9 protein-coding genes and 1 pseudogene are annotated in these 13,650 nt (G+C 58.3%); 7 read left to right on the top strand and 3 right to left on the bottom strand.

Annotation, left to right across the window (positions count from 1 at the left end):
* Window positions 1-285 precede the first annotated feature (285 nt).
* Window positions 286-564 (top strand): DUF2790 domain-containing protein, encoded by a 279-nt coding sequence (locus tag KGB29_RS00905; RefSeq protein WP_090454856.1) that lies wholly within the window; start codon window positions 286-288, stop codon window positions 562-564.
* 277 nt (window positions 565-841) lie between these two features.
* Window positions 842-1,495, top strand: a complete 654-nt coding sequence (locus KGB29_RS00900; RefSeq protein WP_150813698.1) for a hypothetical protein — start codon at window positions 842-844, stop codon at window positions 1,493-1,495.
* 146 nt (window positions 1,496-1,641) lie between these two features.
* Here the strand turns inward: KGB29_RS00900 and KGB29_RS00895 are convergent, their stop codons facing one another.
* The gene (locus KGB29_RS00895; protein WP_223473749.1) at window positions 1,642-1,962 is read right to left on the bottom strand and encodes a hypothetical protein; all 321 of its coding nucleotides are present in this window, start codon (window positions 1,960-1,962) and stop codon (window positions 1,642-1,644) included.
* Window positions 1,963-2,260: 298 nt separating this feature from the next.
* Window positions 2,261-2,902, bottom strand: a complete 642-nt coding sequence (locus KGB29_RS00890) for a response regulator transcription factor (protein ID WP_057715341.1) — start codon at window positions 2,900-2,902, stop codon at window positions 2,261-2,263.
* A gap of 283 nt (window positions 2,903-3,185) precedes the next feature.
* On the opposite strand from KGB29_RS00890, the gene KGB29_RS00885 reads away from it, so the two are divergent.
* Together KGB29_RS00885 and KGB29_RS00880 are read left to right on the top strand one after the other, a co-directional pair.
* Window positions 3,186-8,048, top strand: coding sequence for a HAMP domain-containing protein (locus KGB29_RS00885; RefSeq protein WP_150813699.1), 4,863 nt, complete (start codon window positions 3,186-3,188; stop codon window positions 8,046-8,048).
* Window positions 8,049-8,165: 117 nt separating this feature from the next.
* Entirely contained in the window at window positions 8,166-9,299 is a 1,134-nt protein-coding gene (locus KGB29_RS00880; protein ID WP_150813700.1) for a response regulator, read from the top strand.
* On the opposite strand, the pseudogene KGB29_RS00875 reads toward KGB29_RS00880, so the two are convergent.
* Window positions 9,273-9,470: pseudogene (locus KGB29_RS00875) on the bottom strand (alkyl sulfatase C-terminal domain-containing protein); the annotation flags it as partial. The gene KGB29_RS00880 and the pseudogene KGB29_RS00875 sit on opposite strands and share 27 nt — an antisense overlap.
* A 414-nt stretch (window positions 9,471-9,884) precedes the next feature.
* Between KGB29_RS00875 and KGB29_RS00870 the strand changes: the two are divergent.
* The 3 genes from KGB29_RS00870 to KGB29_RS00860 all read left to right on the top strand — a co-directional run bounded on the left by KGB29_RS00870 (window position 9,885) and on the right by KGB29_RS00860 (window position 13,627).
* Window positions 9,885-10,439 carry a YdeI/OmpD-associated family protein gene (locus tag KGB29_RS00870; protein ID WP_150813702.1) on the top strand — a complete coding sequence of 185 codons (555 nt, stop codon included), beginning with the start codon at window positions 9,885-9,887 and terminating at the stop codon, window positions 10,437-10,439.
* A 214-nt stretch (window positions 10,440-10,653) separates the two neighbouring features.
* Window positions 10,654-11,394, top strand: coding sequence for a Mut7-C RNAse domain-containing protein (locus tag KGB29_RS00865; protein ID WP_057715344.1), 741 nt, complete (start codon window positions 10,654-10,656; stop codon window positions 11,392-11,394).
* A 106-nt stretch (window positions 11,395-11,500) separates the two neighbouring features.
* Window positions 11,501-13,627, top strand: a complete 2,127-nt coding sequence (locus KGB29_RS00860) for a TonB-dependent receptor family protein (protein ID WP_150813703.1) — start codon at window positions 11,501-11,503, stop codon at window positions 13,625-13,627.
* Window positions 13,628-13,650 lie beyond the last annotated feature (23 nt).

Here is a 13,650-nt window from a genome sequence, read left to right as displayed (position 1 = left end):
ATGGGTCGGATATAGCCCTCGGTGACAGGCAGAAATCGGCCAATACCCGACGCGTGACAATCGGTCATGACATGTCATGACCTCCTTGAAAAACGGACTTTTGCCAACAAATACGGGGGTTAAAGGACGAACGGTCGAGAGGCGTCAAGCGTGGGGAATTGCCGGGAGTTTGCAGCCACTACAGGCTTTTCAGGCAGGCGCGTTCGTCGCGGTCAAGTGAACTTCACTTTCACCACGTGTCACATTAAGTCCTTGTCAAGCGAACTTCAGTGGAGGTACAGCCTTATGAGCATGGCCACGATTGTCAGTGCCGTGATTTCCAGTCTCGCACCCAGTGTCTTTGACCAGAGCAGCCTGCAAGAACCCGGTGCGCATGTTTCAGCCGTCGAATACCACTACGGGATGGAGATCGATGTGAAACGGGTACTGCAGCGCACCGATACATCCGACAAGACCGGCGTGGTACCGGTGACCCTGGTCTACGAAGACAGCGAGGGCGAGGTTCACAAGATCCGTTTCCTCGAATGGGGTGGAAGCCCCGCCGACCCCACCAGCATTGCCTGATTCGCTCGTCGATCGGGTTCCGGGCCTCACCGCCCCCCCAGAAGCGGAAGTTAAACCTCCCATGCACTCAGTGCGATTGAGGTTTTTGGTTACCTGAAAATGGACATGATCGAATGACTAAAAGTTCATTCGCGAAACTCACTATTATCTTGGCGGCGTAATGTCGCAAGATTAACCCATAACAATTACTGGATCTAAATGGCAGTCAGCAACGGAAAACCCCAATCAAGCCGTGCCGAGAGCCAAGTTGATTCACTATTGAAGCCAAGAGGTCACCATGGAACTTAGTATGTTTTCTTCGTCCACCGTGGAATATGTGCGTTTGGGCGTTGTATATTTTCATCTTATCGCCTGCTGTGTGGCAATCGGGCTGGTCTTGACCAGCGACATTGCAATGGTCAAGCAACTCCTGAAGGGAGATGCGTCAGGCCACCACGATGACACGCACATGGAAAGCCTTCAAAAAACCGTAGTGCTTGCACTTGTAGCGCTCTGGATTACGGGCATTGGTATTGTCGGGATCGATTATGCCGGCAAGGGGATGGAATATTTCCTCAATCCAAAACTGCAAGCCAAAATCGGCATAGTTGTGCTGTTGACCTTTAACGGCATCCTGTTGCATAGCGCGGTATTGCCGGCGCTGAAAAAAGCCGGTTCGTTACTCAAACTCTCCTTCAGCCTGCGCATGCTGGCGCTGTTTTCCGGTGCCCTCTCTGGCGTGTCATGGTTCTATGCCGCCATGCTGGGCATTGGTCGTCCGCTGGCCTGGAAGTACTCGCTGGTGGAGTTGCTGGCAGCCTATCCGGTACTCATCGTCGGCGGTTTCGGAGCGATGGTACTGCTCACTACCTATGCAAAAAGCAGAGACACCGAAGCGCGCAGGGAGCAAGGCACCAGGACCCTGGGTAACGCCGCCCTCGCTGGATGGTGAAGCCAGGTTGAACAAGGAAGTTCAGCTTTAGCCAATAAAAATTAGCTGTTCGCAAAATTTGAGTTGAGCGCCTGACCGGCAAAGTTTCCCTGCCGGGCGACGATAGTGAAATTTCAATTACCCGCAGTAGTCATGGAGACAGGCATCTATCGCTTCCCCTTCATGCAGACTACGGACAGATATGCACCCCAAAGAACACCACATAGGGCAAGTATCAGCTCCGGATTGAAAACACTCTGATCGACCGGCGCCACCAGGATTTCGCTATAAAGGCACATGGCGCCCGCGATCAACGCAATAAAGTAGCCTGTCCGGTTTCTAGTCCGGCGCAGCAACAGAACCTTTTTCAGGCCCTCGTCTTTCCATTCCTGTCGGGGTATGAGTTGGATCTCCTCCAGCAGCACCACTCCCCACAGCAATGCGCATAACCAATAACCTATCATCATGATGCCCTCCAGTTTGAACATTGATTCAACATGAATGCAGCGTGCACTCCGCGCTCAACTTGCGAGTATCAATTCCGGAGTCTTTTCTGACTCGCGAAACTTGCTCTCATGCATATCCTGAAGGCCATGGCGGTACAAGACTTTGACGAAGACAACTCCATTGAGCGGACGAAAATTTGCCGAGGGGTAAATATGCTTGATTGGAACGGCTCGCGCTATCGACGTTAGCAGGACTTCTTTGTAGAGCTATCGACCAAGAGCTTGTAGTGATTCCACTACAAACAGTCTGGTGCCCGGCTGCGTCGGATGGCAGGGCGATCTAAGTCAACAGGCCGTTTTCGAGTGCATAGCGGGCCAGTTTCGCGTTGCTGTCCATCCCTGTTTTTTCCAGGATGCGTGCCCGGTACGTCGTGACGGTACTCGGGCTCAAGTGCAATATCTGAGCGATGCGGACAATTCTCTCGCCTGCAGCAAGGAGCTTGAGTACTTCAAGCTCCCGGTCGGATAGCGCTTCGTGGGGCGCCGCGTCGCCTTTGCCGATAGCGTTGACCAGTTTTTCCGCCAGCTCAGGGCTGACGTGCTTGCCACCTGAGGCCACCTTGCGAACTGCCGTAACCAGGGTGGCTGCGGAAATATCTTTAGTGAGGTAGCCCGCAGCGCCGAGCTTGATTGCGCGTAATGCATAGGCCTCGACCGAATGCATGCTCAGCATCAGAACGGCGAGCTTGGGCTTGTGCGCACGCATGAGTTTGAGGAGTTGGAGGCCGGTCTTGTCGGGAAGCTGAATATCCACCAGCGCCACGTCGAAATCCTGCTCCCGGACCAGGAGCATTGCGTCTTGTGCCGTCTCGGCTTCACCCGTTACGTCGATCTCGCCGGCAGTCTCCAGCATGCGTCGCACGCCACTACGCACGATGCTGTGATCATCCACCAGCAAGACTCTGATTTTGTGGTCAATCATCTGTATTTTCCATTCGCCCCCGCAAGGCCCCGGCCGCATCGTGTCTCGACGTACGGATGATGTTGAACCCGCCGACACAGTGGCGTGCGCTCATGCATTCCCACACCAGCCCTGCGGCCAGTGGCCAGCAAGCCATGGAATCTACTGCAGAGTTTGACGTTAGCAGGCACAGAGCACACTTGCACTTTTGCCTCAGCCGTTAGCGGCGCCTAAGCTCTTAGGATTGTCTGCACGCCCATGGGTAATGCCTTGCCCGTGGCATCAATTATGACTGGACAGAGGCATGGCCACAGTGACGACACCGATCGAAGTTTTCGACATGAAGACGTTGCTGGCAGCGCTGAAGTCGTTGCGCAAAGGTGACTTCACTACACGTATGCCGGAAGACTGGACCGGCATGCCGGGCAAGATCGCCGACACGCTCAACGAGATCATCGACATGGCAGCCGACACCACCACCGAATTCGAACGCGTGGCGCGTCTGATCGGCAAGCAGGGCAAGGTCGATGAGCGTATCGAATTGCCGATGATGAAAGGCTCATGGCAAAAGATCGTCAACTCGAGCAATGCGCTCACCAGCGACCTCATCAGCCCGATGAACGAGATCATTCGCGTTGTCGGTTCGGTTGCCGAGGGTAATCTGAACCAGCAGGTACCGCCGGTACTCAACGGCCTGAGACTGCGGGGTCAGTTCCTCAAATCCGCCGAGATCGTGAACACCATGGTGACGCGACTGGGCTCCTTCGCTTCCGAGGTGACCCGCGTGGCGCGCGAAGTCGGCACTGAAGGGATTCTCGGTGGGCAGGCCAATGTCAAAGGGGTGTCCGGCACCTGGAAAGACCTGACCGACTCCGTCAACGACATGGCCGCCAATCTGACCACCCAGATGCGCAACATCGCTTACGTGACGACTGCGGTGGCCAAAGGCGATCTGGGCAAGACGATTACCGTCGAAGCCAAGGGTGAGATTCTCGAGCTGAAAAACACCATCAATACGATGGTCGGCCAGCTCTCGAGTTTCGCTGCGGAGGTGACCCGCGTGGCGCTGGAAGTCGGTACCGAAGGCAAGTTGGGCGGTCAGGCGGAAGTGCGCGACGTATCAGGCACCTGGCGCGACCTGACCGAATCGGTCAACGGCATGGCGGCCAACCTGACCACCCAGGTGCGCAACCTCGCACAGGTGACGACGGCGGTGGCGCGTGGCGACCTCGGCAAGAAAATTACGGTTGAAGCCAAGGGCGAGATTCTCGAACTGAAAAACACCATCAACACGATGGTCGACCAGCTCTCCAGCTTCGCCGCGGAGGTGACACGCGTCGCACTGGAAGTCGGTACCGAAGGCAAACTGGGCGGACAGGCCGAAGTGACTGGCGTGTCCGGTACCTGGAAGGACTTGACCAATTCGGTCAACGGCATGGCGGCCAACCTGACCACCCAGGTGCGCAACATTGCCGACGTGACGACGGCGGTGGCCAACGGCGACCTGTCACGCAAGATCACAGCCGAAGCGAAAGGAGAAATTCTCCAACTCAAGGAAACCATCAACACGATGGTGGACCAGCTCTCGACCTTTGCCGACGAAGTGACGCGCATGGCTCGCGAAGTGGGGACTGACGGCAAGCTCGGTGGCCAGGCCAAGGTGACAGGCGTCGGTGGAACCTGGAAAGATTTGACCGACTCGGTCAACAGCATGGCGGCCAACCTGACCAATCAGGTGCGCAACATCGCCGACGTGACGACGGCGGTGGCCAAAGGCGACCTAGGGCGCAAGATTACCGTGGAAGCCAAGGGCGAAATCATGGAGCTGAAGAACACCATCAACACCATGGTGGACCAGCTCAATAGCTTTGCCGCCGAAGTGACGCGGGTGGCGCGCGAAGTCGGCACCGAAGGCAAGCTCGGGGGACAGGCACAGGTGCAAGGCGTGTCCGGCACCTGGAGGGATCTGACCGAAAACGTGAACTTCATGGCCGCCAACCTGACCAGCCAGGTGCGAGGCATCGCGAAAGTGGTGACCGCGGTAGCCAACGGCGACATGAAGAAGAAACTGACACTGGAAGCCAAGGGTGAGATCGCCGAACTGGCCGACACCATCAACGGTATGACCGATACGCTGGCGCTGTTCTCCGATCAGGTGACCTCGGTGGCGCGTGAAGTGGGCGTCGAGGGCAAGCTGGGAGGCCAGGCCAACGTGCCGGGTGCTGCCGGCACCTGGCGCGATCTGACCGACAACGTGAACGGTCTGGCGGCCAACCTGACCAATCAGGTACGCGCAATTGCCGATGTGGCGACCGCCGTGACCAAGGGCGATCTGACGCGTTACGTGGAGGTGGAAGCTAAGGGTGAAGTGGCGGAGCTCAAGGACAACGTCAACGAGATGATCCGCAACCTGCGGGAAACCACGCGGCAAAACGCGGAGCAGGATTGGCTCAAGAGCAATCTGGCGAAATTCAACCGTCTGCTGCAGGGCCAGCGCGATCTGGCGGCAGTCTCCAAGATGGTGCTGTCTGAACTGGCTCCGCTGATCAACGCCCAGCACGGTGTGTTCTACATGATGAACGAGAGCCCGCCCGATCCTGCGAAACTCAAGCTACTGTCCGCTTATGCGTACAAGGGAAACATCAATGTGAACGATGAGTGGCGGCTCGGCGAGGGCCTGGTCGGGCAATGCGCCTACGAGAAGCGGCGCATCCTGCTGACCGATGTACCCGCAGATTACGTCGCGATTTCATCCGGACTGGGTGCGGCCGCCCCGCTGAATATCATCGTGTTGCCGATCCTGTTCGAGAACAAGGTCAAGGCCGTCGTCGAAATGGCTTCGTTCACGCGCTACAGCATCATTCATCAAACCTTCCTTGATCAGCTGGCGGAATCGATTGGTATCGTGCTCAACACGATCGAAGCCAATATGCGTACCGAGGAACTGCTCAAACAGTCGCAATCGCTGGCGCAGGAGCTGCAAAAGCAACAAGAAGAATTGAGACAGACCAACGAGGAACTGGGGGACAAGGCTGGACTGCTGGCGGAGCAGAAAGCCGAAGTCGAGCGCAAGAACCGCGAAGTCGAAATCACCAAGCTGTCGCTGGAGGAGAAGGCGGAGCAACTGACGCTGACCTCGAAGTACAAGTCCGAATTCCTCTCCAGTATGTCCCATGAGCTCAGAACACCATTGAACAGCTTGCTGATCCTGGCCCGCCAGCTCAGCGACAACGCGGAACACAATCTCACTCCCAGGCAGGTCGAATATGCCAAGACCATCCGTAGCGCGGGCAAGGATCTGCTGGAGCTGATCGACGAGATTCTCTATCTGTCCAAGATCGAGTCGGGTACGGTCACACTGGATCTGAATGAAGCGCAGTTCGCCGATCTGCACGACCAGATCGAACGCACCTTCCGGCCGGTCGCCGAAAGCCGGGGCCTCTCCTTCACGATTGAACTGGCGACTACCCTGCCCCCCGTCATCCGGACCGACGAAAAGCGCCTGCTGCAGGTGGTCAAGAACCTGCTGTCCAACGCCTTCAAGTTCACTGAGCAAGGCAGCGTCAAGATCAGCATCGCGCCCGCTGTGTCCGGGTGGAGCGTGGATAACAGCGAATTGAATCGTGCCGATGCGGTGGTCGCCTTCGTGGTCACCGACACCGGCATTGGCGTCTCTGCCGGCAAGCAAAAGCTGATCTTCGAAGCGTTCCAGCAGGGCGATACCGGAACCTCACGAAAATACGGCGGCACCGGCCTCGGCCTGTCGATCAGCCGCGAGCTCGCACACCGGCTGGGCGGTGAGCTGCGGCTGATCCCCGGTGAGATCGGCAAGGGCAGTACTTTCGCGCTGTACGTGCCCTTGCGTACACAGGATGCCCAGGGTCAGACGCTAGACGAATCAGCGACAGAGGCAGTACCTGGCCAGGTCAAGCGCGACCTCATGTCAAACCCGACCGCACAGGTACTGGACGACCGCGAGTCTGTCCAACCCGGGGATCAAGTGCTGCTGATGCTCGAGGGCGACGCCCGATTCGCCAGCATTCTGCTCGAGGCCGCGCACCAGAAGGGGTTCAAGGCTATCGTCACGACCCGTGGCGCGGATGCACTGGAGCTTGTCGAGCGCTTCAAACCCACCGCGATCACGCTGGACCCGGGCCTGACGGACATCGATGGCTGGTCGCTGCTCGAGCAGTTGAAGCGCAATTTCGCCACGCGTCACATCCCGGTCCAGATCATCTCGATCGCTGACGACCACACCCGCGGGCTGCGCTATGGCGCTTTCGACTATCTGCTCAAGCCGGTCACAGCCGACGAGATTCAAAATGCGCTGGTCGCCATCGTGGCATTCGCTCGGCGCAAGACCCGGAACCTGCTGCTCATCGACGGCGACGAAGGGAGCCGTGCCCGCATCCTCGATCTGCTCGGTAACACCGACGTGAAGATCACAACGACCGACAGCGGCGCTGACGCCATGAAGAAACTGGCAAAGAAACGCTACGACTGCATGGCAATCAATCTCAAACTGCCCGACGCATCCGGCATCAGGTTTCTCGAGGCGTTGCAGGAAGACCCCGCCATGCGTGAATTGCCGATCGTCGTCTATGGTGTAGAGACGCTGACCAAACCGGAGCACGAGCGTTTCAGGACACTGCTCGGCAAAGGCGTCATCAAGGCCGTTCAGTCCCCCGAGCGCATACTCGACGAAACCGCACTGTTTCTACACCGTGTCGTCGCCAGGCTGCCGCAGACCCAGCGCAGAATGCTGGAAAAACTCTATGAGGGTTCGGACAGTCTCGAGGGTAAAAAGGCCCTGGTGGTCGACGATGACGTGCGCAATATTTTTGCCCTGACCAGCGTGCTTGAGAGCAACAAAATGTTGGTGGCCACGGCCGAAAACGGCCGAACCGCCATTGAACTGCTGCAGCAGCAGCCCGATACCGACATCGTGCTGATGGACATCATGATGCCCGAGATGGATGGCTTTGAAACCATGCGCCAGATCCGTACATTCAAAAGATTTGAAGCCCTGCCCATGATTGCGCTGACGGCCAAGGCGATGATGGGTGACCGTGAAAAGTGCATCGAGGCAGGAGCCTCGGACTATGTCAGCAAGCCGGTGGATACCGACCAGCTACTGTCACTGATGCGCAAATGGCTCTATCGATGATTCTGTGCCGCGCCCATTGCGCGACAGCAAAGGTGGCAAAGTGCGCAAGGCCGGCTCGACTTTACCGGTGTTGCCGTAATGGCAAGAGGCGCTAGCGCAAACCGAAGTGGCATAAATATGCAGCAGGAACCCCCGGTATTCAATGAGAGAGCCCAGGTGCGGCACCCGCTCCCGCCTGATGGCGTGCCAGCATCCGTGTTGCTGGTGGATGACAATCCCGCCAAGCTCACGGCGCTCGCCGCGGTGATTGCCGACATGGGCCTCGATATTGCCACCGCGACTTCCGGACGCGAGGCGCTGCGCCTGCTATTGCAGCGCGACTTCGCCGTCATTCTGCTCGACGTGAAAATGCCAGTGATGGACGGTTTTGAAACCGCTGCACTCATTCACGGCCGCCCGAAGTCGGCCCACACGCCCATTATCTTCGTCACGGCGGAGGCCGACACCGATTCCGAGCGTTTCCGCGGTTATACGGCCGGCGCAGTCGATTACATCTTCTCGCCGATTGTGGCCGAGGTTCTTCGCGCCAAGATCCAGGTGTTTGTCGACCTGTTCTACTTGCAGCGCAAACTGACGATGCAGGCCGAAGAATTGCTGCAATCGAAGCTGCAGCTGCGTGAACTGGCCTCCTATCAGGAGCACATCAAGGAAGAAGAGCGAAAGCGGATCGCACGGGACATCCATGACGAGCTGGGACAGAGTCTGCTGGCGTTGCGAATCGATGTCTCCATGTTGCAGACGCGCACCAGTACCATGCACCCCAAGCTCAACGAAAAGGCCAGCGATGCTCTGAATCACCTCGATACAGCCATCCGCAGTGTCCGCAGTATCATCAATGATCTTCGGCCACCCGTACTCGATCTTGGATTGCAGGCAGCGATCGAGTGGCAACTTGAAGAGTTCCGCCAGCGCAGCGCGATCGATTGCACGATGTCGGCGAAAGACGAAAACTTCCGTTGCGATCTGAATGAAAAATCCGCCACCACTCTGTTCCGCATCGTGCAGGAATCGCTGTCGAATATTGCCCGGCACGCGCAAGCGACACAGGTGCATATCGAACTCTCCAGGGAGGGTCGCCGGCTTTACCTGCAGATCAAAGACAACGGCGTAGGCATGACCGATCGCAAAAAACTGAACTCGTTCGGGTTGGTGGGGATGAAGGAACGCATCAGCATGCTGGGCGGGGAGTTCACGATCGACAGCGCACCGGACAAAGGAACGAGATTAACGATATCGCTGCCTCTCGACTGACCAGGCCGGCATCTTGATATCACCCGAGGCCAGTGCGTCTTTCAACGAGGTCTCTTTCAACACGATCTTGTTCAGCGTGTCGCGGGTCAGGGTCACCTTCGCATCGGCATCTTTTGCTTCAACACCTTCGGTGTGGTTGAGCACGCCATTCTCCATTTCCACCGAATATTTCTGTTCAAGGTCGGTAAAATCGAAGTTGAGCGATAGCCGCTTGCCTTCGGCTTTCGGACCGAAATCCGGGTCTGGAAGCCTCTGCCAAAAGTAAAGATTTCAATCTCGGACGCGTACTTTTTTGAAGCGCAAACCATGGCCGACTTTTTCAACAGAATCGGCCATAAGCAGCCACTGGACAGACTAGTGGCTAATAGGTAGCTTCGACCTTCTGCACTGAGTCTTTACCGCAGCTGAGCCTGGCGTCATCAATGTCGCGCTTCTCCCTGGGCTATGTCGCGTTTGCTGCAATTCCTCCAGACTAGACAAGGGCTTGCAGGACGACAAGGAACGTTATACGACATCACTGTCGCGTTTAAACGCGACAGTGATGTCGCCAAATAGTAGTTAGGCGTATTAGTTGGAGGAGTTGCAATGACAACAATCGATGTGAAATCCCGATTCGAAGCAAAGCTTCTTCGTCCGGCAAAGTCTGGTAATGATACGTCGTGGGCGTTCGTAGTACTGCCAAGAGACGCAAGTGAACAGCTTCCGAGGCGAGGAAGGACGACAGTTGAAGGCACAATCAATGGACACCATTTCCAGGCAACCCTTGAGCCGGATGGTCAGCGGAGCCATTGGCTGCAGGTAAGTAGAGAGTTACTCGAAGCTGCAGGCGCGGCCGTTGGGGATATCGTTACACTAGAGCTAACCCCTGTGAAGAAGGAACCCGAGCCTGACATCCCAACAGACTTTCAGGAGGCACTGGCAGCCACTCCTGAGGCTCGTAAAGTTTGGAACAGTACGACGACCATCGCACGAGTAGACTGGATACACTGGATTACTTCAGCCAAGCAACTTAAGACGCGCGTAAAACGAATTGGTGATGCCTGCGATATGCTTGCATCCGGCAAGAAGCAGGTTTGCTGTTTCGACCAGTCCGGCTACTACAGTAAGGCCTTCCGTGCGCCCGAGGCAGAAGATTTTTAAATGGAACATTCCGTTGAACACACCTGACAATGCATTCAAATCGTTCGCTTCGTTCACCGGGACCGGCTGAAGCCGGCCTTTTAGCTTAGTTGTTAAGAATGTCTGCAAAGGTTCGTTCACTGCCGTTCATGGCCACGATGCATGGTGTTTAAATCTGGCATAAATGGCTGATCAGTTCGATTGCAAGCCCTGCAGCCCTGCCATACTGTTCAACATGACCAGTGCAACTTTCCGCTTCTACGAGGAGCTCAACGATTTCCTGCCGGCCGAACGGCGGCGGCAACCCTTCACCTGTGAGTGCGCGCAAGGGGCGACGGTCAAGCACATGATCGAGGCGCTCGGGATACCGCACACCGAGGTCGAACTGGTGCTGCTCAACGGCGAGTCGGTGGGCCTGGAGCGGGTGATCCTCGACAATGACCGGCTGGCGGTGTATCCCAAGTTCGAAGCGCTGGACATCAGCCCGCTGCTCAAGGTTCGTGCGCAACCTTTACGGGTGCTGCGTTTCGTCGCGGATGCGCACCTTGGCGGGCTGGCCAGCCTGCTGCGCATGAGCGGCTTCGACACCCTCTACGACAATGGCTTCGAGGATAGCGAAATCGCCGAGATTGCTGCGCAGCAAGGACGCATCGTGCTGACCCGCGACCGCGAACTACTCAAGCGGCGAATCATCAGCCACGGCTGTTATGTGCATGCCCTGAAACCGTCGCTGCAGCTGCGCGAATTGTACGAGCGCCTCGATTTGGCGCGTAGTGCGCGGCCATTCAGCCTGTGCCTGCATTGCAACCTGCCGCTGCACGAGATCAGCCTGGAACTGGCCCGGACGCAGGTGCCGCCACGCATTGGCGTCCTCTATTCGCACTTCCTGCGCTGCGACGCCTGCCAACGGGTTTACTGGGAGGGTTCGCACTGGCGCGGTATGTGCGCATTGCTGGCACCGCTGCTGAATCGATAGCCGCCAGTCCTTGGCGGGCAAAATAACAAAATTGCCATGTGCTCCCTTCGTTCCTTCTTGCGTCGCACTGTTCATTGCCCGTTCCCGTACGTCTGGAGTTTTCCCAATGCCCTCGCCTCATTCCTTGCCCGCTGCGCTGCTGGGCCTGGCCCTTGTTTATCCGGCCATGACCGAGGCTCAGGGCCTGGAGTTGGGACAAGTGCTGATTGGCGCTGAGGACCAGAGCGACGAAGACCAGGGGATCGAGGACGCCAGGGCCCGGCTGGCCCAGGTGCCCGGCGGCACCAACGTGGTCGACATGCGCCGTCCGTTGCAGGGCCGCGTGGCCAGCAATCAGGATGTGCTGGCTTACCAGCCGGGGATCTATGCCCAGTCGGCGGGCAACGAAGGGGTGAAGATCTCTATCCGCGGATCGGGGATCAATCGTGCACCGGGTGCCCATGCCTCGGGGCTGTACGCCATGCTCGACGGTCTGCCGCTGACCGGCCCCGGCGGCACGCCCTATGAATTGCTGGAACCGCTGTGGCTCGACCACGTGCAAGTGCTGCGCGGCGCCAACGGATTCGACCGGGGCGCCCTGGCTCTTGGCGGGGCCATCGATTACGTCAGCCATACCGGCTACAACGCGCCGAAGTTGCAGGTACGCTACGCAACGGGCAGTCACGGCTATCAGCAGCGCCAGGTCAGCTCCGGACAGGTGCTCGGCGCCTTCGATTACTACGTGGCCATGACCGACGCCAACGCCGACGGCTATCAGGACCACACGGCCAGCAAGAGCCAGGGTGTCATCGCCAACTTCGGCTATCGCTTCAACCCCAACCTGGAAACACGCTTCTACCTGCGCCACCGCCAGACCGACAACGATCTCGCGGGACGGGTGACCAAACACTCCATCGAGCACAACCCACGGGCGGCCAACCCTGCCTACGTGGCGCGGGACGACCACCGCGACGAGCCGGGCAGCACCTTTATCGGCAACAAGACCACCTGGTACATCGATGACGATTCGAGCATCCAGACCGGCCTTGTCTACCACGACTATCCCATGGACCTGAGCGAGGGCCCCAACCGCCTGAAGGTGGCGTACACGGATGTCAGCGGCACGTTCGACTACAAGCGGCGCGACACGCTCTGGGGGCTGGAAAGCCAAAGCACCCTGGGCCTGCGAGTGACCAAACACCTGCCCAACGCCGGTGCCAGCGAGTTCGTGCGCATCCCCACCGGCAACACCGCCGGTTACGCACCGGGCACGCTGATCCGCAACTTCACCTACCAGGGCTCGGACACGGTCCTGCATGTCGGCAATGACCTGGAGATCGCCGACGACCTGTGGCTGACCACCGGCCTCGCCGCGATCTACACCCGCCGTGAAAGCGCTGTCACCTACCCGCAGGAAGGTGGCAAGACCAGCCTGCACGACTGGGACTACGCCCCGCGCGTGGGCCTGCGCTACCAACTGACACCGGACCTGCAACTGTTCGGCAATCTCAGCCGCTCGGTCGAGGCACCACACCCGTGGTCGCTGATCTATAGCTCGAACATCCGATTCCCAAAAGGCAGCGGCCCCGCGACAGGCGCCCAGCGCCAACCGGTCACGCTGCAAAACCAGACCGCCACCACCCTGGAAATCGGCGGCCGTGGGGACAGCACGCTGGGGCAGTGGAGCCTGGCCTGGTACTACGCCCAGGTGCGCCACGAATTGCTTTCGGTGCTGCCGGACGCCAACGCCACCACGCCCTACGAGCTCAACGCCAGCCCGACCGTGCACCAGGGTGTGGAAGCCAGCCTGCTGAGCCCCCTCTGGTCGCCGGGCGATGGCGGCCAATTGAGCCTGCGCCAGAGCTATACCTTCAGTGACTTCCACTACCGCGACGATGAGCGCTTCGGCGACAACCGCCTGCCGGGTCTGCCGATGCACTATTACCAGGGCGAACTGCGCTACGACTGGCCACAAGGCTTCTTCGCCGCGGTCAACACGCAATGGGTGTCGAAGGTGGCCGTCGATTACGCCAACAGCTTCTACGCCGATCCCTATGCCATATTCGGCGCGACCTTGGGCTACAACGCGCCCAAGGGCGACTGGCAGACCTGGCTGGACCTGCGCAACCTGACCGACAAGCACTATGCCGCCACGGTCACGCCGGGCTACGACGACAAAGGGCTGGACGCGGCACGATCCACGCCCGGCGAGGGCATGGCGATGTACGTCGGGGTGTCGTGGAGCCTGCTCTGAGGCCGTCTACCTCACTTCGTAAA

The sequence above is a fragment of the Pseudomonas sp. BF-B-30 genome (assembly GCF_019956305.1).
GTDB classification, from domain to species: domain Bacteria; phylum Pseudomonadota; class Gammaproteobacteria; order Pseudomonadales; family Pseudomonadaceae; genus Aquipseudomonas; species Aquipseudomonas jessenii.
The sequence above is the reverse complement of the archived record's forward strand: the minus strand, read 5'-3'. Positions and strand labels throughout refer to the sequence as shown.